Annotated in this window: 23 protein-coding genes; 12 read left to right on the top strand and 11 right to left on the bottom strand. The window is 44.5% G+C overall.

What is annotated here, in order from left to right; genetic code table 11:
* Positions 1 to 60: 60 nt before the first annotated feature.
* Complete coding sequence (locus R7Z41_RS12015; RefSeq protein ID WP_017633823.1) at positions 61 to 918, bottom strand: alpha/beta hydrolase; 858 nt, start codon at positions 916 to 918, stop codon at positions 61 to 63.
* Between the two features lie 128 nt (positions 919 to 1,046).
* Positions 1,047 to 1,637: a TetR/AcrR family transcriptional regulator gene (locus R7Z41_RS12010; RefSeq protein WP_017821036.1), complete on the bottom strand. Its 591-nt coding sequence runs from the start codon at positions 1,635 to 1,637 to the stop codon at positions 1,047 to 1,049.
* A 250-nt stretch (positions 1,638 to 1,887) separates the two neighbouring features.
* Between R7Z41_RS12010 and R7Z41_RS12005 the strand changes: the two genes are divergently transcribed.
* Positions 1,888 to 2,913, top strand: a complete 1,026-nt coding sequence (locus R7Z41_RS12005) for an acyltransferase (RefSeq protein ID WP_206970543.1) — start codon at positions 1,888 to 1,890, stop codon at positions 2,911 to 2,913.
* Positions 2,914 to 3,333: 420 nt separating this feature from the next.
* Entirely contained in the window at positions 3,334 to 4,764 is a 1,431-nt protein-coding gene (nhaD, locus tag R7Z41_RS12000) for a sodium:proton antiporter NhaD (RefSeq protein ID WP_206970544.1), read from the top strand.
* A gap of 37 nt (positions 4,765 to 4,801) precedes the next feature.
* Here nhaD and R7Z41_RS11995 read toward each other — a convergent pair whose 3' ends face one another.
* Positions 4,802 to 5,197, bottom strand: a complete 396-nt coding sequence (locus tag R7Z41_RS11995; RefSeq protein WP_005374424.1) for a GFA family protein — start codon at positions 5,195 to 5,197, stop codon at positions 4,802 to 4,804.
* Positions 5,198 to 5,398: 201 nt separating this feature from the next.
* Here R7Z41_RS11995 and R7Z41_RS11990 point away from each other — a divergent pair, with 201 nt between their 5' ends.
* The gene (locus R7Z41_RS11990) at positions 5,399 to 6,007 is read left to right on the top strand and encodes a YitT family protein (protein ID WP_005374427.1); all 609 of its coding nucleotides are present in this window, start codon (positions 5,399 to 5,401) and stop codon (positions 6,005 to 6,007) included.
* A gap of 72 nt (positions 6,008 to 6,079) precedes the next feature.
* Here the strand turns inward: R7Z41_RS11990 and R7Z41_RS11985 are convergent, their stop codons facing one another.
* From R7Z41_RS11985 to R7Z41_RS11975, 3 genes are all read right to left on the bottom strand, one after another.
* Positions 6,080 to 6,898, bottom strand: coding sequence for a hypothetical protein (locus R7Z41_RS11985; protein WP_206970545.1), 819 nt, complete (start codon positions 6,896 to 6,898; stop codon positions 6,080 to 6,082).
* Positions 6,899 to 6,998: 100 nt separating this feature from the next.
* Positions 6,999 to 7,481 (bottom strand): methylated-DNA--[protein]-cysteine S-methyltransferase, encoded by a 483-nt coding sequence (locus tag R7Z41_RS11980; protein ID WP_005374431.1) that lies wholly within the window; start codon positions 7,479 to 7,481, stop codon positions 6,999 to 7,001.
* The gene (locus tag R7Z41_RS11975; protein WP_085569478.1) at positions 7,478 to 8,845 is read right to left on the bottom strand and encodes an AlkA N-terminal domain-containing protein; all 1,368 of its coding nucleotides are present in this window, start codon (positions 8,843 to 8,845) and stop codon (positions 7,478 to 7,480) included. The genes R7Z41_RS11980 and R7Z41_RS11975 overlap by 4 nt, the downstream gene beginning before the upstream one ends.
* A gap of 194 nt (positions 8,846 to 9,039) precedes the next feature.
* Here R7Z41_RS11975 and R7Z41_RS11970 point away from each other — a divergent pair, with 194 nt between their 5' ends.
* From R7Z41_RS11970 to R7Z41_RS11960, 3 genes are all read left to right on the top strand, one after another.
* A complete protein-coding gene (locus R7Z41_RS11970; RefSeq protein ID WP_017633816.1) occupies positions 9,040 to 9,243 on the top strand; it encodes a hypothetical protein in 204 nt (67 codons plus the stop codon).
* Positions 9,244 to 9,568: 325 nt separating this feature from the next.
* Entirely contained in the window at positions 9,569 to 10,012 is a 444-nt protein-coding gene (locus tag R7Z41_RS11965; RefSeq protein WP_005374434.1) for a DoxX family protein, read from the top strand.
* Positions 10,013 to 10,021: 9 nt separating this feature from the next.
* Complete coding sequence (locus R7Z41_RS11960) at positions 10,022 to 10,717, top strand: pirin family protein (protein WP_206970547.1); 696 nt, start codon at positions 10,022 to 10,024, stop codon at positions 10,715 to 10,717.
* Between the two features lie 81 nt (positions 10,718 to 10,798).
* On the opposite strand, the gene R7Z41_RS11955 is transcribed toward R7Z41_RS11960, so the two are convergent.
* Positions 10,799 to 11,692 (bottom strand): LysR family transcriptional regulator, encoded by an 894-nt coding sequence (locus tag R7Z41_RS11955; RefSeq protein WP_005374436.1) that lies wholly within the window; start codon positions 11,690 to 11,692, stop codon positions 10,799 to 10,801.
* Between the two features lie 149 nt (positions 11,693 to 11,841).
* Here R7Z41_RS11955 and R7Z41_RS11950 point away from each other — a divergent pair, with 149 nt between their 5' ends.
* Complete coding sequence (locus tag R7Z41_RS11950) at positions 11,842 to 12,195, top strand: DUF413 domain-containing protein (RefSeq protein ID WP_005374439.1); 354 nt, start codon at positions 11,842 to 11,844, stop codon at positions 12,193 to 12,195.
* Between the two features lie 151 nt (positions 12,196 to 12,346).
* Here R7Z41_RS11950 and R7Z41_RS11945 read toward each other — a convergent pair whose 3' ends face one another.
* Positions 12,347 to 12,598 carry a DUF3081 domain-containing protein gene (locus R7Z41_RS11945; RefSeq protein WP_005374440.1) on the bottom strand — a complete coding sequence of 84 codons (252 nt, stop codon included), beginning with the start codon at positions 12,596 to 12,598 and terminating at the stop codon, positions 12,347 to 12,349.
* Positions 12,599 to 12,972: 374 nt separating this feature from the next.
* On the opposite strand from R7Z41_RS11945, the gene nagB reads away from it, so the two are divergent.
* Positions 12,973 to 13,773, top strand: a complete 801-nt coding sequence (gene nagB / locus R7Z41_RS11940; RefSeq protein ID WP_005374441.1) for a glucosamine-6-phosphate deaminase — start codon at positions 12,973 to 12,975, stop codon at positions 13,771 to 13,773.
* Between the two features lie 90 nt (positions 13,774 to 13,863).
* On the opposite strand, the gene R7Z41_RS11935 is transcribed toward nagB, so the two are convergent.
* Positions 13,864 to 14,730, bottom strand: coding sequence for a hypothetical protein (locus R7Z41_RS11935; protein WP_005374442.1), 867 nt, complete (start codon positions 14,728 to 14,730; stop codon positions 13,864 to 13,866).
* Positions 14,731 to 14,884: 154 nt separating this feature from the next.
* A complete protein-coding gene (gene gltS / locus R7Z41_RS11930; RefSeq protein WP_171344991.1) occupies positions 14,885 to 16,111 on the bottom strand; it encodes a sodium/glutamate symporter in 1,227 nt (408 codons plus the stop codon).
* A gap of 413 nt (positions 16,112 to 16,524) precedes the next feature.
* Here gltS (R7Z41_RS11930) and R7Z41_RS11925 point away from each other — a divergent pair, with 413 nt between their 5' ends.
* The 3 genes from R7Z41_RS11925 to R7Z41_RS11915 are packed head-to-tail and all read left to right on the top strand — an operon-like array spanning position 16,525 to position 18,580.
* A complete protein-coding gene (locus R7Z41_RS11925) occupies positions 16,525 to 16,896 on the top strand; it encodes a GntR family transcriptional regulator (protein WP_005374444.1) in 372 nt (123 codons plus the stop codon).
* Positions 16,893 to 17,750, top strand: a complete 858-nt coding sequence (locus tag R7Z41_RS11920; protein ID WP_005383221.1) for an ABC transporter ATP-binding protein — start codon at positions 16,893 to 16,895, stop codon at positions 17,748 to 17,750. The genes R7Z41_RS11925 and R7Z41_RS11920 overlap by 4 nt, the downstream gene beginning before the upstream one ends.
* Positions 17,750 to 18,580 (top strand): hypothetical protein, encoded by an 831-nt coding sequence (locus tag R7Z41_RS11915; protein ID WP_206970548.1) that lies wholly within the window; start codon positions 17,750 to 17,752, stop codon positions 18,578 to 18,580. The genes R7Z41_RS11920 and R7Z41_RS11915 overlap by 1 nt, the downstream gene beginning before the upstream one ends.
* A 99-nt stretch (positions 18,581 to 18,679) precedes the next feature.
* Here the strand turns inward: R7Z41_RS11915 and gltS (R7Z41_RS11910) are convergent, their stop codons facing one another.
* On the bottom strand, positions 18,680 to 19,915 hold the full coding sequence (gltS, locus tag R7Z41_RS11910) for a sodium/glutamate symporter (RefSeq protein WP_025768730.1): 1,236 nt from the start codon (positions 19,913 to 19,915) through the stop codon (positions 18,680 to 18,682).
* A gap of 862 nt (positions 19,916 to 20,777) precedes the next feature.
* Here gltS (R7Z41_RS11910) and R7Z41_RS11905 point away from each other — a divergent pair.
* Positions 20,778 to 21,572 (top strand): DUF4344 domain-containing metallopeptidase, encoded by a 795-nt coding sequence (locus R7Z41_RS11905; protein ID WP_225477229.1) that lies wholly within the window; start codon positions 20,778 to 20,780, stop codon positions 21,570 to 21,572.

Raw genomic sequence — 21,572 nt, 5'->3', positions numbered from 1 at the left:
GGTGTTACTTTCAAATCGAATTAGCGCAAAACGGAGCGAGTCAATCACTAAAAGTAAGGGTTACCAAGCACTATCGAGCAAACGGTCAAAACTACTGAAGACTTGCTCACACTTCATCACTCTACCATGCCCCTGACCTTGTGTTGTCACTAACTCAACGTTTTTAATCTCTTCAGCCGCTTTTGCCGAGACACTGTATTTGGTGAACTTGTCTTGCTCATCATGAATAATAATGGTGTGAGACGGACGCTCAGACAAACGCTTCATCGGATCAATGGACTGTAACGGATAACCAAATTGGTCTTCAACTTCTGAAACCACAGCATTAAAAAGCTTCATCGAGTAACCGGAACGTGCAATGCTACCGAATAAGTTCTCTACGTAATTTAATACCGGAGCAATAAGCAGCAAAGGCTTGTTTTCTAATTTACTGTGCCTACACTCAAGAGCAGAAGCGGTGCCCATGCTGTGCCCAACTAGGCCAACAATATCCTCGACCGTATCCAACACATCTTCTAATCCTCTGACAAACCCCGGAATGTGCCCATACTGCCCCTCACTCTCACCATGTGCCGGATGATCGTACGCCAAAGCAGTAAACCCTTTCGACGCAATATGTTCCATCAGTGGATAAAACTGACTTGCCGTTCCAGACCAACCATGAGTTAGCACCCAAATAGGTCCAGAGCCCAAAGTATAGGTTTTGATGATGCCTGCATGCCCTTTAATTTCACCTTTGATAAGCCCTTGAGGCTCAATATTTTTAGGTTGCGTACGAGCAGGTGTCAGAAGAAGCTTGCGCGCGGTCTTCTTTGCATGTGACGGGGCCAGTGTATGGTGTAACCGAGTACTAATGTTCACCAAACTGCGCTTAATACTGAAACGTTGCGATGTATTAAAGTAAATTTTTTCACTCATAATCATGTCCTTAACTACCAGCTTTGCACAAAATAGAACGGTCGTGCTTTTTACGCTGATAAGAAAGAGCGAACTCAGCCGCTCTTTGTGATTTTATGTCTACGAATCTGGGAAGCGAATAACCGATATTAGCCTTTCCAGCGAGAAAATAAGTTGTCGATCCCTTGCCAAAACAGACGCAAGCTTTCTTGCTCACCTTTAATTGAGTAAAAAACATGCGCACTCAAATAGAGACCGTACAAATCAAACGTTGCTTGGCGTGTATCTAAGTCTGCTGAAAATTCTTGCTTCTCTTTGCCTTTCGCTATTTGGATCTCCAAATAACTCAGCCAAGTGTCTATGGATTTACGCAGTCCGGCCTGAAGCGGGCAATCTTTATCTGCCGTATCATTCCAAGCGTCAAGAAACATACAACTTCCTTGGAATGCGTGATTCCAAGTCATCCAAGAGTCGAGCAACCCTCGAATTTTACGCTCGATATTGCCATCCCCGAGTTCTCGAGCAGGCTCAATAACCCGATCAGCGAACACTTTATTGGCGTGATCAAGCACCGATAGCTGTAAATTCAACTTCGAATTAAAGTGGGCAAACAGACCACTTTTCGACATACCGCATTGCTTGGCTAACTCTCCAATCGTAAGACTTTCTAATCCGTCTTCGCTGGCGATCTCAAAAGCCCGCTGCAGAATAAACTCTTTTGTCACTTTTCCTTTTTGCATAATCTTATTTTTAGCACGATCGTTCTTTTTTGCAATCTAGAGTTAACTGGTCTAACCATTATTCAGTGCTATTTTCGACTCACGAATCAGGTATTGATTGCGTTAATAGGTTAATAATTAAGAAGTTTGAAGTAAGTCTTAATTTTCGAAACAGCTTCAATGTAAGCGCAAGTCTGTTGACTTTTTCACGTATTACTTCAACAACAACCTGCTATTTTCACCTAAGTTTTTTATTTAGGTAAACAATGTAATGGCAAAGAAACAAAAAATAGCCAGCTTAGAGTTTGCACGTATCATTGCAATGCTTGCGATTGTGGGTTTGCATTGCCAGATGGCACTGACGTACTGGCAGTGGGATGGGATACCATGGGTTGGCTATATGCTCAACCAACTGGCTCGTTTTGCTGTTCCGCTGTTCTTTCTCATCTCGGGTTATCTAATCCAGCCGAAGTTGAGTCATTCACCTATCGATACTCTTAAGAACTACGCCAAACCGTTAATAAAGGTTTGGCTCATTTGGAGCATGATCAGTTTACTGATGCCATTCCAATGGCAGACGGTCGCTGAGGCTGGGTATCTCGCCGAAAGGCAAGGTTATTGGGGGTACTTAAGGTCAACCCCGATCAATTCACTCATCGAAGGCGGACTCGTTCATCTGTGGTTTATTCCGGCTCTGGTCATTGCCGTAGCGTTAATTGCCTTTCTCGTGCATATCAATATGGCGCAACTGATACTGCCAACCGCAGTATTGCTATACATATACGGGGCCTTTGCTGGCAGTTACGCGACCATTACCGACCTGCCAGCGCCTTTCTTTACTCGTAACGGGCCTTTTTTCAGCACGTTGCTAGTTGCTCTAGGTTATTTCGCACGAGAAGTGCAGTGGCGGTGGTCGCGAAACAATACGGTTCGATGCATTATTCTTGGCATGGCACTGCATTTTGGTGAAGCTTACTGGCTGATGCAACATGACATCGCTTTCAACTCGCACGACTTCCTATTCGGTACCGTTATCTGGGCTGTAGGTGTCTTTATGTGGCTTTTGGCTCACCCTCATTTTGGCGACATGCCTTGGGTCTTCAAACTATCTCCTTGCGTGTTAGGAATATATGTTAGCCATCTGCTTATCATAATTGTCATGATGAATGTCGCTGAATTTATCGGGCTGCAACACCTCGCGAAAGATGTGTTTATCTATCCTGCAACGATTGTTGCAACCATACTGCTTGTGAAAGCAATTGATGCTTCACCGTTGAAAAAATGGCTCCTACGCTAAATGCATTCAGCTCTAGATATAGCTAGCTTTAACTCAAAAGGGTTAGAGCTAGCCAGTTAAAAATGAGATTTCTCTCTCACTGACCAATTTTTGACTTTCTAATCCTTCAGAATTTGCTTTCACTCACAAAAAACATTGTTCATTTCCTTTAAATTGGCTCGACTATTACAATATTGCTCATTAAACGGAGGCTGTATGTGGGCAGGTCAAGGACTCGTTCCTTTTTTAGAGATTAGTCACTGGTTAACTTACGGTTTATATGCCGCTGCGGTTTTATTCGGCGCAGCAAGCATTGCGTCACTCAGAAAATAGTGGCGCACACTATCATTTCCTAACTCCTACTGTTAATTCGAGCTCTCTCACAACTAACTCATTCATTTGTGGCTAATATTTCTCCAACCAGACAAAGGAGAAATGTCTATGCCAATCTATCCAATTGTGGCTTTCTGCTGTTTGTTGTTCTCTAGCGCCACCTTTGCTGCATCAACCAATGAACTGAATCTTGTTAATTCTGGTGTCGGTTACGCTGCTCTGATTATCTTTTCGTTCGCTTACATACTGGTTATGTTGGAAGAGTATCTGAAAATGAGAAAATCCAAGCCTGTGCTGCTCGCTGCAGGGTTAATTTGGATTCTGATTGGCTACACCTTTGCTCAGCACAACCAGCCTGAAATCGCCAAATCCGCACTAGAACACAACTTGTTGGAATATGCCGAGTTGCTGCTGTTTTTGCTCGTGGCGATGACTTACATCAACGCAATGGAAGAACGCAAACTCTTCGATGCCTTACAGGCGTGGATGGTTGGTAAAGGTTTTGGATTCAAAAAGTTGTTCTGGCTGACGGGGTTTCTCGCTTTTGTCATTTCACCGATTGCCGATAACTTAACTACGGCCCTATTGATGTGCGCTGTAGTGATGAAAGTCTCTGGTGATAATCCTAAGTTCGTCAATCTTGCTTGTATCAACATTGTTATCGCAGCCAACGCTGGCGGTGCATTCAGCCCATTTGGGGATATTACAACCCTGATGGTGTGGCAAGCCGGTCATGTCAGCTTTGCTGAGTTCATTCCGTTGTTTGTACCGTCATTGGTGAACTACTTGGTTCCCGCGTTTTTGATGTCACTGTTTGTTCCAAACACAAAACCGAATACGATTCACCAACACGTTGAGCTAAAACGCGGGGCAAGGCGTATTGTCGCATTATTCATTCTGACTATTGCCACTGCGGTCTCTTTCCATGCTGTGCTGCACTTCCCACCCGTTATGGGCATGATGATGGGCTTGGCGTACTTACAGTTTTTCGGATATTTTTTGCGCCAAACTCTCAAACACTCACTCGCAAAAAAAGCAGCTATGGCAATTGCCAATGGCGATGATCAGGCATTGAAGCGCTTAGGCTCAGTGGTTCCGTTTGATGTGTTTCATCGTGTGTCTCGAGCCGAATGGGACACCTTGTTGTTCTTCTATGGTGTTGTGATGTGTGTTGGCGGTTTAAGTTTACTTGGCTACCTCGAACTGGTTTCAAACGTCATGTACACGCAATGGAACCCAGTCTGGGCAAACGTAATGGTTGGTGTCCTATCTGCAATCGTCGATAACATTCCGGTTATGTTTGCTGTACTGACCATGGAACCAAACATGTCGATGGGCAACTGGCTACTGGTCACATTAACCGCAGGTGTCGGGGGCAGTTTGCTTTCCATTGGCTCCGCGGCAGGCGTCGCTTTAATGGGAGCTGCGCGTGGACAATACACCTTCTTTGGCCACCTAAAGTGGGCTCCCGTCATCGCCTTGGGTTATGCCGCCAGTATTGCGGTACACTTGTGGATGAATAGCGGCTTATTTACTTAAAAGCACCGATAATCAGGCACTTAAATCACAATATAACCTAGCGGTCAGATGGATGGTTAACGCCATCCATCACTTCAATCGCTCCCAACTCATATGGGTTGACGCCCTCTAAGCAGCCGACATTATAGCCATACTCACTCGGGTCAGAACGACGCTGATGGTGCGTATAAATACCGCACTCGCCACAGAAAAAGTGCTTCGCAGTGTGTGTATTAAATTGATACTGCTTCAAGACGTCTTCGCCTTGCATAATACGAATACCGTTCAAAGGTACAGATGCTACAATCGCGCCACGACGTCGACACATAGAACAGTCACACCGTCTCGGCTTCTCAATACCATTGGGTAACGCCAGTTCCAGCTCAACTTTTCCACAGTGACAACTCAGTCGATGTAATGTGCTGATTTGGGTGTTGCCAACTTTCTTAATCATAACTTTTCCTTGTTGTTTTTCTATCTGTGTACATTATGTTAAACAGGTTAATATCATCATAATCTCGTCCAAAAACTCGACATCCATCACTTTTCGCGACATTTTATTGGCCGATTTGTTAGTTGCTATTTTGGCGACTGTCTATCGCGTCCGTGAGACGTGTTATCTCCGGCGCGGTTTTTAAACCAAGGAAATTAATTTATGGACAAAGATCATAGCCTAAGAGAGAACCTCTTGGCTCTGACGCTCGGCAGTGCGTTGGTGTCACTTGGGGTGATATTTTTTAGCAAAGTAGGATTGCTCACTGGCGGTACGGCTGGTTTGGCGATCTTCCTAACCAAAGTGAGTGACTTCAGTTTTGGTCAGATATTTTTCGCTCTTAACCTCCCTTTTTATATTTTATCTGTGATGCGCATGGGTTGGCGCTTCACTATCAATACCTTTATTGCGGTTTCGATTGTCTCTTTTGCGGTCGATCATCTGCATCATGTGATTGAGATTTCACGAATCGAACCTTTCTATGCGGCACTTTTGGGTGGTGGGCTGATTGGAATCGGTATGTTGGTAATTTTCCGTCACAAAATGAGTTTGGGTGGCTTTAACATTCTAGCGTTGTACCTTCAGGAACGTTTTGGAGTTCGAGCGGGTAAAGTTCAAATGGCGTTAGATTGTGCCATCGTGGTGATGTCACTGTTCATTGTAGATGTGCACCTTATCGCTCTATCTGTTCTAGGTGCCATCGCAACGAACTTGATTTTGGCGATGAACCATAAACCAGGACGATACCAAGCAAAAGCGCAAGCAGCATAATCATCGCTGCATAGTCAACAACCCTAAAGCCCCCAGCCAGTCGCTCGGGGCTTTTTTCATTCAACGCTAAGATCACGTCAACGAGCTCGTTTTGCAGTGCTGCTGCATCTCTTCATCCAATTTAGCTTTATATTTCTGGCTAAGATGGAAGTGTACTTGCATCAACAAGTCATGTGCGTGGAACAGCTCAAACGCGTCGCTACCATTTTGCTGACAAATAGCCTCACAGCGCTCAGCATGCACTTTGGCTTCTTGCGGTTTATCCGCTTTAAGCAAGCTCATCGCTAAGCGATACTCTGCGCGCTCTTCTTGCATCCAACCCCCTGCCACTTTCCAATAGTCTAGCGCGAGTGTTGCTGCTTCTAACATCTTCGATTTTTCCATGCACGTGCGCTCAGCCAGCGCTTCGTACTGACATGCTAAGTTGTTTGCAGTGATCGCGATAGCGCGCGCTAATGGCCCTTCTGCATCGTTCGGCGTCATTCCTAACGCTGCCTTCACCAACCATTGACTCGCCAGTTCAAGCTGAACAAGTGCAGAAAGTTCATTCGAAATCAAAGCGTAAACTCGGCGTTGCTCTTGCTCTTCCAATAATTCCATATTGTCAGTGCCATCTACGAAATAGCGCGCAACGGCAATACTGCGTTGAAATGCCAAACTCTCGGCAACCTTGCGTTCATCAAAGTGCTCTAAACAAATAAGAAACTGTTCTGGGCACTGGAGATGCCCAATAGCGGTATGCAGCATCAATGCGAATATTCGCTCGATTTGGGTAACATCTTCCACCTCGCTCAGAGCCGTTTCTAACTGAGCATAAATTTGTTCGGGATTTTCCTCGTGATGCTGCCAACACTCACTCATGAAGGCATCAAAATCCGTTTTGAAAGGCATGTCCTTATTGTCCTTTTTCTGTTCGTATAACGAATATGAAACTCTACACTATCGTTCCCCCTGTGTAGCACGCTTAATCCCAATATGAGAATCGCCTCACTTAAAGCGGTGTACCTTGCTCCAACGCGAGCAAACGTTGCTTGCGCTCCACTCCACCTGCATACCCAGTCAGTTTTCCGCTTTTGCCAATAACGCGATGACAAGGCACCACGATAGAAATCGGATTCTTCCCATTTGCTAACCCAACAGCACGCACAGCTTTAGGGTTACCTATCGCATTCGCGAGATCTTGATAGCTCCACGTTTCCCCATATGGAATGGTCGTTAGTGCCTGCCAAACTTGATTTTGAAAATCAGTGCCTGTCGCTGCAAGGGGCAAGTCGAATTCGTTGCGCAGACCAGCAAAGTATTCATCCAGTTGGGTGACAGCTTGGCGCAAGACCGGATGCTGCTCGTCTCGCACCCCCAGCTCACTCGGCTTAGTGGTGCATGTTTCAAACCAAATGCCAAGTAAGCCCTCAGCGTTCGATTGGATAGTCACCGTTCCTAGTGGACTCGGCATTTCGGTATAAAATGTTTTCATGATTGATTCCATAAGTGAAACGTCGCGTAGCTTCCCCAAGGGGCCGCAGTGTGCGTATTCAGTGATGGGTAACGCTGCATCGCCTTTTTCACCACTAAGTCTTTATCTAGAAAGCAATCGGGTTGAGATTGCCCTCGCAGTTGAGCATAACTGACGGTCCAAGGTCCAATGCCTTTCAAAGCTAGCCAGTGCTGGGGGTCAGCTTCTGAGTTGTCCTGCATAAACTGGGCGAAGCGCACTAGCGTCTCTTTACGGCTTTGCGGCATGCGCAAAAAGCTCACGTCGGCGTTCGCAATATCACTGGGAGTCGGGAAAAAACGTTTTTCTGACTCTCCACTAAGTGTGGCCACCAATAAGTTAAGTTGACCAATCGCAGCTTTAACCGACACCTGCTGGCCTAAAATCGCTCTAACCCCTGCTTCCCATGCATTCCATACACCAGGAATACGAATACCTTTACTCGACACGAGCCCAGGCGCGACATACTCCAAATGCTGCTCAACAGTACAAATATCAGCGTCAAGATCGAACATACGACGAATGTCAGACACCAAGTTTTGCAGCTTCGTTACGTCTTCAATTTCAAACGCCAGTTCTAAGTATCCTTCACCTTTTGTCGCTTTAAACCAGGCTTTGCTGTTATCCAAAAAAACGTTGCGCTGATAACTCTCATCACTCACTAGCTCAACCCCCTCAACCGCTCGCAAACGATAGAAGTCCAACATGTGCGACCAATTCAACTCACCTCGATAAGGTAAGGCAATTCGATTGCAACCCGCACCATCAAACTCTTTACGGCGTACTTGAGAAGGCGTTAGTTTGAGAAACTTTTGAAAAGCATCGTTAAAGCGGCGCGTACTGTTAAAACCTGACGCAAACCCCACGTCGGTGACCGACATAGAGCTGGAGTGAAGCAACTGTTTGGCGAACATTAGTTGCTGATATTGCGCATACTGCTTGGGTGACATACCTAGATACTGCTCAAACAACATACGTAAGTAACGGTCAGAAATCCCAACACGCTCAGCCAACTCTGACACCGAATGGTGATGCAACTCCCCTCTATCAATTAACGAAATCGCTCGTTGAAAGGTCGTCTCGACACCTTTCCATGCCCAAGATCCAGGCGCGCTGTCAGGTCGACAACGTAAACACGGACGGTACCCTGCTTGAAGGGCTTGCGTCTTATCAGCGAAATACTCAACATTTTCTTCTTTAGGCAAATTTGCCGGGCAAATCGGACGGCAAAAGATTCCCGTTGTTTTTACCGCCACATAAAATCGCCCATCAAAACGACTGTCTCGCGCGACTCGCGCCTTGTGACACTGCTCGAAGGTCAGTGAGGTATGGGGGTGAATAAACATAGTGCTTTCCTTGCTCATGCCTTTTGTCATTTATTGTTCATAGGCATCGTTCAATATAGTGTTATTGTAGCTTGCTTAAGCGCCCACAATTAGCCATTTTCGGAACTCAATATTGAGATTTATTGGCATTAGCGCTTTTGTCCACTAAAGTTAGATCCAGAACATCACAACAACGTCGGCTAAAGGGAATTGGCATGGACTTACATACTTGCGTAATTGTATTAAGAAACCAAAAGGTTATTACCAGTAAATCCGTAGATCATTCTATTGGAATTATCGAAAGAGACTCAGATAACGAGATCTCAGAAATTCAGATTAATGCGACGGATGGACGTAATATTCGAACTTATCACTACAACAATGTAGAGGAGTCATTAGAGAGCTTAATGAACCTCTGAAGGTTTTCTTTAACACACCTTTCTCCCTAGTTAAAAGCGAAAGCAATAGAGCACAGTACATGTGCTCTTTTTTTGTTTAACAGAAAAAATGTTTATCGAAAATAATGACAGACCTTGATTTAAAACAGACAATAATCGGCAAATAAACACTCGAATATAAAAATCAAGACATTGATTTAAATAAATAAAAACCAACCATTCAATTTTTTAGAACGAGTTTATCAAAATCCTCCCGTTATTTTTATGTTCGCCTCTACCTAAACTGTTCTCAACAGCACGGAAGCACACGCTTCCCACTCATTGAAAAGAGTCAGAGGACAGAATCATGAAAGCACTATTACAGAAAATTACCACATCAAACGCAGGTTACAGCGCACTATCACTTCGCGTTCCAATCGGCATTATCTTTATGGCGCACGGCGCGCAAAAACTATTTGGCTGGTTTGGTGGCTACGGGCTAGAAGGCACAGGTCAGTGGATGGCATCTATCGGTTTAGGTCCTGGCGTACTCATGGCGTTACTTGCGGGCAGCGCAGAGTTCTTTGGCGGCTTGTTCATTTTACTTGGTCTGCTAACTCGACCAGCAGCGGTTGCTTTGGCGTTCACGATGGTGGTAGCGATATTCTCTGTCCACTTTGAAAATGGCCTATTCATGGCAAACAACGGTTACGAGTTTGGCTTAGCATTACTGGCAGCAAGCGTTTCTCTGGCGTTCTCTGGCGCAGGTAAAGCAGCGTTAGATAACTTTTTAAACAAAAAGCTCTCTTAAGGAGGCCTTATGATTACGGTAAGACATGCAGCAGACCGAGGTCGAGCAAACTTTGGCTGGCTTGATAGCAAACATACGTTTTCTTTTGGTAGCTACTACGATCCTCAACAAATGGGCTTTTCCGAGCTGAGAGTCATTAATGACGATGTAGTCAAGCCTGGCGCGGGTTTTGATACACATGGCCACCGTGATATGGAGATCATCAGCTATGTGTTGGAAGGTGTTATCGCACACAAAGACAGTGAAGGTAACGTCAAAACACTACCTGCAGGTGAATTCCAACTCATGTCGGCAGGGAAAGGGATTTACCACAGTGAGTACAATGCATCGAACCAAGATACGCTGCGGTTTCTACAGATTTGGATTCAACCGAACACATTTGGAACCAAACCAGGTTATCAGCAAAAAGATTTTGGTCGCAATCCTGGGTTAACGACTATCGCAACTCCAACTGGAGAAAACGGCACGCTACTTATTAAGCAAGATGCGACTTTGCATCAGTTAATTCTTGAGCCAAGTAGCGAACTAAACTTTGAGATTGAGTCGGGCCGAAATCTATTCATCCATCAAGTGACTGGGAGCCTTAGTGTCGACAATACCACTTTGACGGCTGGCGACGGCGCGAAGATTGAACACCAAAGTAAGGTTGTTTTGCGCAATACATCAAACGAAAGCACAACAGCCCTGTTGTTTGACTTACCATAACTATCGATTCATCGAGATAAAAACAAAGCCGCCTTAATTTCTCAAGGCGGCTTTTTCGTTTTTCTGGCTTTTCATTCAACGCTATTCGTCGGAAGTGCCAGAACCAATTTGCTGAAAACTGTAAGCGGTCAGTGGATCGATCTCTTTGACAATTTCTTCCACTTGCTTAATCGCGTCTACAGACGAGCTAGCTTTACGATAGCTCAAATAGATAGGGCGACACCAATCTTCTACTCCAGACACCTTGTGAAGCTGCCCATTAGCGATAAATGGCTCCACGAGAGAGATTGGTAAGTACGCGGCTCCACCCTTCTCTAAAATAAAGTCCAATGCGATACGCGCTGTTGAAGTGCGTAAATATGGAGCCGGAATCTTAGGGTGACGCTCAGAATGCTCCGAGGAGAAACGCGTCCCCCAGTCAACGTACACATATTTGTTTTCGAAAACGGTGTCTAAAGAATCTTTCTCAGTTGATACCAGAACGAGAACAACATCTGCCACTTTTTTACAGTTAAGCTCATCAGCTTTGATCTGATCGAACGCAAATGCCATATCTAACGTGCGCTCTAGCAAGCTACGACTGAGCATCTCACGTCCCATCACTTCTGCCATGAAGCCATAACCACCAAACGAATCTGTGACGACACTTAAACAATTCTGTAAATAAGCGTCCCAAATGTTTGGCGTGCCACCTAACGTTAGTTGCAGCGCTTTGCCATCTTCAAGCGATAATTCTAGCTTCGCTTGTTGCAATGTAGTGACCATTACCTCGGCATAGCTGATTAAGCGCTCACCTGCAGAGGTCAACTTTATGTTATTTCGATCACGAATAAACAATTGCGTATCGAAGTAACTTTCCAATTGTTTGATACGTGCGCTCACAGCGGCTTGGGTAATATAAAGGTTCTCAGCAGCACGTCCGAAGTGACGAACTCTTGCCAGCTCTAAAAATGTTCGAAAGACTTTTACATCCATAAACCATCTCCTGGTTAATATAAAACCAGATTAACAACTAATTAAAATCATGACGACAAAAAAGTTTTGTTTTTCTTTTGTTAGATTTAAGCCTAATTTTCGCCGTAAGTTCACTACATTCATCAATAACGGTTACAGAGGCTGTTGACATGTCTGACACTGAATTCCGTCATGGCAAAAAACGTTTTTACGATAACGTAAAATTCCCACGCGGCTTTGCAAAGTCTGGCGATTTTACTCTTTCAGAAGAGGAAATCCTAACAATTTATGGGGATACAATGCTTGGCTTAGAGTCAGGCGAATTAACACCTGAAAACAGCGAAGAGAAACACTTCATCAAGGTGTTAGAAAACCCGGGCAAAGCAAAAACAAAACTTGAGCGTACGTGGCTAAAGTACACCCAACTTGCTCGTGGTCGCAAGCGCTTCCATACGCTAAATGGTCGTAACAAGCCTGACGCCACAGAAGAATACATTGAAGAGAGTTTGGTTGAAGACGATTAATAACCAATAACCTACCTAGTTCTCGCCTTTTTCTAGCAGTAGGCGAAAGCTCGTTTGACTTTACTGAGCGAGCAAGACAAGCTCATTTCTTCTCCTAAAGCCCAAGGGGGCATTCTCCCAAGGGCTTTTTTAATATTTGGGTGATGACCGTTTACTTGGCGAGCGTCGCAATCTTTTTCAGAAAGCTCTCTTTCAAATGCTCTTGGTCATATTCCAAGTGATAGGTGTTGTGGAAGCCAATTTTTAGCTCAACACCATTTCCTCTCAAGAAAACGTTGTACCCATCGTAGTCAGAAAAGGCTTCTACACCTTCATACATTTTACCAAATTCGGTTGGTGTACCGTTGTTCATCACACATTCGTAAGCCTGTAGTACTTTGCTCGGATCTAACTCATTTTTCATACCGAATTCCTCACTGGTTTACACATTTCAATTATGGTTAAAGAATGAGCGCCATGCCATATCTAACCCATAATATTTGAAGTTCGTGTGCGATTTCGCACTCTGTAGGTTGTTAAAAAACAAGGTTAAGTGCGAAGGCAGAACTTAATTTAGATCATAAATTTTATCTATTGATTCGTCAGTTTCATAATGCAATTTCTTTGTAAAAAGTCGTCTTATAAAAGCATTTAGATATAAAAATCGTCGACAAAACCAACATTGGTTAAAGAAAAAGCAAAATTTTGACCTAAAACAATAGCAGTTCGCCATTACTTATTTTATAATGCGAATTAATGTTTCAGTACATCGTCAATTCCAATAACTAGGGGCACAAAATGAGACTTATCCCGTTAACTCGAGCAGCACAAGTAGGTAAGTGGGCAGCTGCGCATATCGCTAAGCGTATCAACGACTTTAAACCTACTGCTGAGCGTCCATTCGTTCTGGGTCTACCAACTGGTGGCACTCCTCTAGCAACCTACAAAGCCCTAATCGAGCTTTACCAAGCCGGCGAAGTCAGCTTCAAAAACGTCGTGACTTTTAACATGGATGAGTACATTGGCATCCCTGCGGATCACCCAGAATCTTACCGCTCGTTCATGTACAACAACTTCTTTAATCACATTGATATTCAAGAAGAAAATATCAACCTACTGAACGGTAACACAGACGATCACGACGCAGAATGTAAGCGTTACGAAGACAAAATTAAGTCTTACGGCAAGATCAACCTGTTCATGGGCGGCGTGGGTAACGACGGTCACATCGCGTTCAACGAGCCAGCGTCATCTCTTTCTTCTCGTACTCGCATCAAGACCCTCACTGAAGACACTCGCATTGCGAACTCTCGCTTCTTTGACGGCGATATCAACCAAGTGCCTAAATACGCGCTGACTATCGGTGTTGGTACGCTTCTAGACTCAGAAGAAGTGATGATCTTGGTCACTGGCCATAACAAAGCTCAGGCACTTGAAGCAGCCGTGGAAGGTTGTGTAAACCACCTATGGACAGTTTCTGCTCTTCAACTTCACCCTAAAGCGGTGATCGTATGCGACGAACCAGCTCAACAAGAACTGAAAGTGAAGACAGTGAAGTACTTCTCTGAGCTAGAAGCAGAAAACATCAAAGGCTTTTAACCCATAGGATGGCAGCCTAGAAACACACTAAAAATACAAAACCCGTGTTGAACACGGGTTTTTTCTTATCTGAACAGCGGGCTTAAGTCGTCAATAAGCTTTAATACCAAACTGACGAAGACGCTTAGGAAGCACTTCATCCAACTTGTCTAGTTCACTCGGTTCGACTTCGATAAGATTGAAATGATGCTGCTCATAAACAGTACGAATGGTCTCACGGTCGGCCTGAGCCATCTCCCCATCGTCACTTCCCCAAAATTGCAAATAGACTTTGCCACCTGGCAAGTAAAAATCGCTAGTGACATCTTGGTCAATCGGCAACTGACGCTCATAAGCGTGCACAACACCAGCCAAGTACAGCCAGTTGTCGATGAGCAACTCCCCCTTAGAGCGCACGTAATGCCCATCTAATGTTCGGTGCTTGGCTTCAAATTTTTGGCGAAAGCTTGAGTACGATTTATCCGTAGAATGTGACTCCGCGTCTTGCCCTAAAAACTCAATGACAGACTGCTTAAGACGCTTGTTACGCAGCACCACATCGTGCCATACGACAAAGGTATTTTGTGTTTCTTTATCGGTTCTTTGCTGCCCACCAGCGCGCACACCAGCTTCTGTGACACTCCATCCCTCTTCGGATTTGGTCAACCAACCCAGTTCACTCAAAAGCTGGTTCATGCGCTTCGCATTCAATTTCAGCTTTTCACCCAGTTGTGTCGCGCTCAATGTTTTCCCTGAGCTGGGAGTCAGCTCAATATGTAAGTTGGTCGGCCAGACGATGAACTGGCCAAATTTAGGGTGATCCACATACTCACCGCCAAACTTTGCCCCTTCTTCGGTCAAAATCCACTTTTCATCTTGGCGAACGATGTAGCCTGCACGTTTGAGATCGGCAAACAGCAGCTTAGCTTCTACCTTGCGCATTTTCGCTAATGCCGACGTCGATATTTTTTCAGACATGTGGGTACCTCATGCTGCTGCAAAATTGAACACTATGTCGTCATAGTAACGCATTGATTTCACGGCTTGAAGTCAGGCAAACAAGATTTCGTGTTACAAATAGCAAAGCCAGCGTATAGGTGCTGGCTTTGTTATTTCGGTAAAAAAGCGAATGTTATCGAATAAAAGCGATGCATCCTTGCAAAATCACTAAATTCACAATGTCGATGAAGAATGCACCGACAATTGGAACCACCATAAATGCTTGTGGTGATGGACCATATCGACTCACGATGGAGCCCATATTCATGACCGCAGTCGGTGTAGCACCTAACCCAAAACCGCAGTGTCCGCTAGCGATCACCGCCGCATCGTAGTTGCCTCCCATCATGCGGAATGTTACGTAGTAAGTGAACATCGCCAACACTGCCGACTGAATAGCAAGAATAATAAGGAATGGGATCGCAAGATCGAAAATATTCCACAATTTCAAACTCATCAAGGCCATGGCAAGAAATAGAGATAGTGCAACCGTGCCAAGAATATCAACGGTTTCTAAATCAACCTTGCGCGCCTTCGTCACTTCCATGATGTTAGTGATAACAACACCAATAAACAGCGCATACACAAAATCGGGAATCATTAACCACTTGATGTCAAAACTGCTTACCCAACTCTCCAGATACTTCGCGCCTGTCACGCAAAGTAGAATGATGGACAAGCTTTCAACGACTCTTTTCGCTGTGACACGATCTTCCTCATGTTCGTTGTACGTCACCAGTTCAGGGAAACTCTGATGACTTTGATTGGTGCGTCCGTATTCCGATTCCAAGTTGTGTTTGTTTAGTAGCTTTTGTGCAACAGGGCTGCCAATAATCCCGCCCATCACCAAGCCAAATGTAGCAGAAGCCATTGCCACCTCTAGAACATTATGCAAACCATACATTTCTTGAAAAGTTTGCGACCACGCAGCTCCAGTTCCATGTCCGCCAGAAAGCGTAATGGATCCGGCGATCAACCCCATGAGTGGATCTAACCCCAGCGCTGTTGCTAAGGACACGCCGACCGCATTTTGGATAAGAATGTAGACCGATGCCACAACTAGGAAGATGAAAACCTTCGCACCGCCTTTAATCAGTTGGGTGTAATTTGCCGCTAAGCCAACGGTTGCAAAAAACATCAGCATAAAGACGTTTTGCAGTGGTAAATCAAAGGAAACATCCACACCGTTTAAGTGCATCATCGTGATGACGCAAGCGACCACTAGACCACCAACAATTGGCTCTGGAATATTAAATTTTTTTAAGGTTGGTAACTTGGTATTGATGAACTGCCCTAAAAACAACACGCAAATTGCGACGAGGAACGACTCCTGTGGGCCGATAGATATTACCTGATTCATGAGACCTCTTTACTCTACTCTTTCTCATTCATTGAGCACGCGCTCAACGTGAGATAGGTGCCTAAGCCAGTCAGATTGCCTCTCGAAACTTTTGTTTTCTAGGCCTCTTTGACCATCAATTCTCATCAAGTAAGAAATAGGCAGAGCTAAAATTATGCTAATTATCATTCAGTGAGAATATTCATTTAGAACAGGCGATAAGTGTATTGATGGGAAGAGAAAAACAACACTTCTCAACTTATGAGAAGCAATTAATTTCCATATAAAACAAAACCTCAAAACAACGACCACATAGGTGGATATTTAGAGCGAATGAGACAGGCGGATACACTAGGTTTTAAATTATTACTTTCTCTCTAATGCACTAGGTGTTATACATATATATAACACCATCTCAACCAAGAGATTCACTCATGACTAATTGGCATGATCGCCAACCGATATTTCGACAGTTGGCAGACCAGATCACGCAGCAAATACTGCAAGGTGTCTGGCAAGAAGGCGATGCTCTGCCCTCCGTCCGTAGCATCTCTGCAGATATGAAAATTAACCACCTCACCGTTATGAAAGGCTATCAATTGCTTGTTGATGACGGGCTAGTGGAGAAAAAACGCGGTCAAGGTATGTTTGTCGCTTCAGGAGCAAAGCTCAAATTACTCGCAGACGAGAAGGCACGTTTTCTTCAGCAACAAATTCCGCAGATAGCCGACACAATACAGCGTCTGGATATGTCACTCGACGAATTCATTCAACAACTAAAACCACACTTGAAAGGTGACCAATGAGCGCATTAGTCAGTGTAAACAACGTCTCCAAGCAATATCAGCAACAAGGAGAAGCACTGCATGAAGTGAGTTTCGACCTACATGCAGGACAAGTACTTGGCTTACTCGGCCATAATGGCGCAGGTAAATCAACGCTTATTAATGCCCTACTCGGTGCACATGAATATCAGGGCACTATTCGTATCAACGGATTTGAACCCATTATGCAACGCGACAAGATAATGCAGAGCTTATCCTACATCTCGGATGTCAACGTTCTGCCAGATTGGATGACCGTTGCTCAACTGCTTAACTATACCGAGGGCGTGCACCCAGGGTTCAATCGCGCCCAAGCAGATACGCTACTTCGTCAAACGGACATCAAACCTCGTGCGCGTATCAAATCTTTATCCAAAGGGATGAAGGTGCAATTACACCTCGCGATTGTGATCGCGACCAACACCCAAATCCTCATATTGGATGAACCGACACTCGGGTTAGATCTCGTGTATCGCGAGACGTTTTATCGTCACTTATTGGAATGGTTTCACGACGGCGAGCGCGTGTTGATCATCGCCAGTCATGAAGTATCAGAGATTGAGCACTTGCTGACAGATGTTCTGATTCTTAAGCATGGTCGCCCCGTTCTGCAAACCTCGATGGACAGTATCAGTGAAGACTATTTCATTCTTGAAGCCAACGACGAGCACCGCACACAAATTGAAGCGATGAACCCACTCTCGTCACAAAAAGGCCTCGGTTCAACGAAATGGTTACTCAAAGCCCAGTATGCCCAACAAGCAGAAACAATGGGCTCCATCCATGGGGTGAAATTAGCGGATTTATTTTTAGCATTGCAGAAGGAGGCAGCGTAATGCGTTCAGTTGTCGCGATGTTGCAAAAAGAGTGGTTAGAAAACCCTCTTGTTTTACGTATTCCACTGTTTGTGTTGGCGTGTGGAGTTATTCTCTTTGTGAGTTTAATGAGTAACGACACTCTACAACACAATATGTTTTTCCAAATGAGCTTTGGTGGCGATGTCAGTGACATTCACAAAGAGCTTGGTGATGATGTCAATATGTTGATTACCGGAGGAGCAGGGCTGCTGTCTATCTTGTTAGCCGTTCAGTACTTCCCAAGAACGCTACGCAAAGAACGGGCGGAAGGCAGCATTATGTTTTGGCGCAGTATGCCTGTCAGTGACATAAAAACCCATTTAGTGAAGCTAGGATTTGGCTTATTGGTGATTCCGCTTGTCTGCTCGGTGCTCGTACTCGCTGCAAATTCAATGTTGTGGTTGCTGAACATCTCTACTGATCACCAATTGGCTTTATTGTACCGCCAAGCCTCGTTAGGTTACGTGCTGCTGCATTGGGGAGAGTTTTTAATCAGAATGTTGTTCGCCGGTATTCTGCTGTTACCGCTGGCATTAACTGCGATGGCTATTTCACAAAAAGTGAACTCACCACTGGTCATTTTGTTTATCGCCATTTATGCGCTGCGTTGGATGCCTATCGCACTTTTTGGTTTCTACGGGCTAGATCAGTTTTTCTCCGAAGTGCTTTACCTTCCGCTGCACGCCATTATTACACCAAACCCATTCAATGCCATTCCTCAAGCGGGTTGGTTAAACGTTGGCATTTACGCCTTCATTGGTATTCTTGGTTGGACAGCTAGCCTCAAGTTCAGCCGAACTATCCAATAATGCTTCGTTCAATAAACGACCAAACCAAGTCATAAAAAAACGGCCACAACCAGTGTTGTGACCGTTTTATTTCGCCTCTAGGAGCTCATCCACTTAACTTTAACCAAGGAATGAAATGTAGCCTTGCAAGATAATTAAGTTGACGATGTCGATAAAGAAAGCGCCCACAATTGGCACCACCATAAATGCTTGTGGCGACGGGCCAAATCGGTTAACGATAGAGCCCATGTTCATCACGGCTGTTGGGGTTGCCCCCAAGCCAAAACCACAGTGACCACCCGCAATAACCGCAGCGTCATAGTTGCTTCCCATCACTTTGAACGTAACATAGTACGTAAAGATTGCTAAGACGACAGACTGCACAGCTAAAATAACCAAGAATGGAATCGCTAGATCGAAGATATTCCATAACTTCAAGCTCATCAGAGCCATCGCTAAGAACAGAGATAGCGATACCGTACCTAACATATCGACCGTTTCGGCATCTAACTTACGAATCTTGGTCACTTCCAAGAAATTCGTAATGATCACACCAATGAATAGCGCATATACGAAGTCTGGAATCATCAGCCATGAGATTTCATACGTGCTTACCCATTGCTCGACATACTTGGCCCCAGTAACACAGATCAGTAGGAAGAAGAGTTTCTCCACCACTTTTTTCGCCGTTACTTTATCTTCTTCGTATTCATTGTAAGTCACCAACTCCGGGAATTTCTCGTGAGTTTTGGCATCTCGACCACCACGACCATACTCAGACTCTATGTTGTTCTTTTCCACCAGACGCTGCGCTACAGGGCTACCAATGATACCGCCGATGATCAAACCAAAAGTCGCTGATGCCATTGCAATTTCTAAGACGTTATCCAATCCATACACGTCTTGAAAGGTTTGTGACCACGCAGCACCTGTACCATGACCACCTGACAGAGTAATCGAGCCAGCAATTAACCCCATCAAAGGATCTAAACCGAGCGCCGCCGCAAGTGAAACGCCAACGCCGTTTTGTATGATGATGTAAAACGATGCGACAGCTAAGAAGATAAAAACCTTCGCACCTCCTTTCATCAACTGAGTGTAATTTGCGGCCAAACCAACTGTCGCAAAAAACATTAACATAAACGTATTTTGTAATGGCAAGTCGAACTCTAAGTCGATGCCGTTGAAATGAAGAGCAGTAATCATGCAGGCCACAATAAGACCACCTACAATCGGCTCAGGTATGTTGAATTTCTTTAAAATCGGTAGCTTAGCATTAATAAAATGCCCCAGGAAAAGCACACTGATTGCGACCAAGAAGGACTCCAGTGCACCTACAGATATTAAATGATTCATATCGCCTCTTATTATTGTTCTCTTCATTCTCCGTAATGAATGAGTGTTAGTTTAACCTTCGTTCAATAGCAAATTTTCTCGCTTTATTGTTTCGAAAATACTCAAAAAGTTGGTGTAGATGCGCCTTAGGCTAGTTTAAGGGGCGCTCCTTAAGCGATGTGTCAGTTTTTACGCTGTTAGCAAGCCCTTAAATGTGAAAGGAGCTGATACAGCTCCTTCAAATGGCCCCTCGCAATACCTGTGCGTTATCGCTTGGGGTGTTGTGTTGTGAGTAAATTCTGGGTGACACTTTCTGAACCACTTCGGGCTCCCTTACTTAAACAGAATGTGTCAATTACTATCAAACAAAGTTCCTTCCCGTTGTAACCGTTAAACGCCGAGAGCGCGTTCAAAACAATTGGGTTTGCCTGTTCCTGTCGTAGCTTTTCAACTCTGGCTCATGGTGTATAAACGAGCCGAATCCAAGGAAACTCTCAGGCTGCAACAAACGTTTTCGTCACAACGGAGCAGGATTATAACATATCGCTGATAATTTTCTTCAATTCAGTGACATTCACCAACCCCATGGTTAAACCTTGCAATGATTAACTGCCTATTATCATTTTCACAGATAAAGATCGAAGCACAGTTACTCAGTAAGCTTCTTAGAAAACGATGCATAGCTAATAACTTCACCGCCGTTCTTATCCAAGAGGTCTTGATAAACGCCCTAGAGAACCAAGCCGCCGAAATATGCGATGTTATCATGATTGCTTTTCGAGACCGATGCCCCGACTTTGGCTGATGAGTACAACCCCAACTATGCATCAGGCAAAAACATGTATAATTTTTTATACAAGTTATTCAATAACAAGAGTCCCACATGAACATTCATTCGCTTTGCCCTGCGCTATTACTCAGCGTCGTCTCATCAGCTACAGCAGCTGAAAGCATTCGTATTCAATATTCTCCCGTAGAGACAACTCATGAAAAAATCGCCCAACAATCGATTCAAAGCAGCGATGTAAACACCATCTTTGTTGAGCTATCTCAGGTCTACTTTCCATTTGATAAAGCTCTCACGCTGGTTTACGGCGGAGAAGATGGTCCAATGTATGATCCTGATACACACACAATATACGTTCCTTACACTTTTTATTTGGAGTCGCTCAATTACTTCTCCAATAATCAGTATGAAAAACGCTTCGGAAAATCCCCAAAAACAGGGGCGCTAGATACATTATTGCACACTTTACTTCATGAAGCTGGGCATGCTTACATCGAAGATCAAAGCATCCCTGTTCTCGGAAAAGAAGAAGATGCGGTCGATAATTTTGCCACCATTTTAATGATTGACTTCCTAGAAGATGGCGCAGATATGGCCATTAGCGCCGCCGACATGTTCGCATTCGAATCCGACGACAGACCGGACTACTACGATTTTGGCGAGTACATTGACGAACACAGCTTTGATTTGCAGCGTTACTTTTCAACGTTATGTCTGGTGTACGGTAGTGATCCTGAGCAATACAAAGCCTTACTCGATGAAGTAGAAAAAGACTACCTGCGTGATCGCAAAGAGTTCTGCCAATTCAATTACGGCAACATTCGCGACAATTGGCTGCATTACTTGCAAAACAATGAACCAAAAGAAAATTCGCCACGTAAAAGCGATTAG

The organism is Vibrio sp. 1457 (assembly GCF_033340195.1).
In the GTDB taxonomy this organism is placed as follows: Bacteria; Pseudomonadota; Gammaproteobacteria; order Enterobacterales; family Vibrionaceae; genus Vibrio; species Vibrio alginolyticus.
This window is presented reverse-complemented; position numbering and strand designations above follow the sequence as displayed.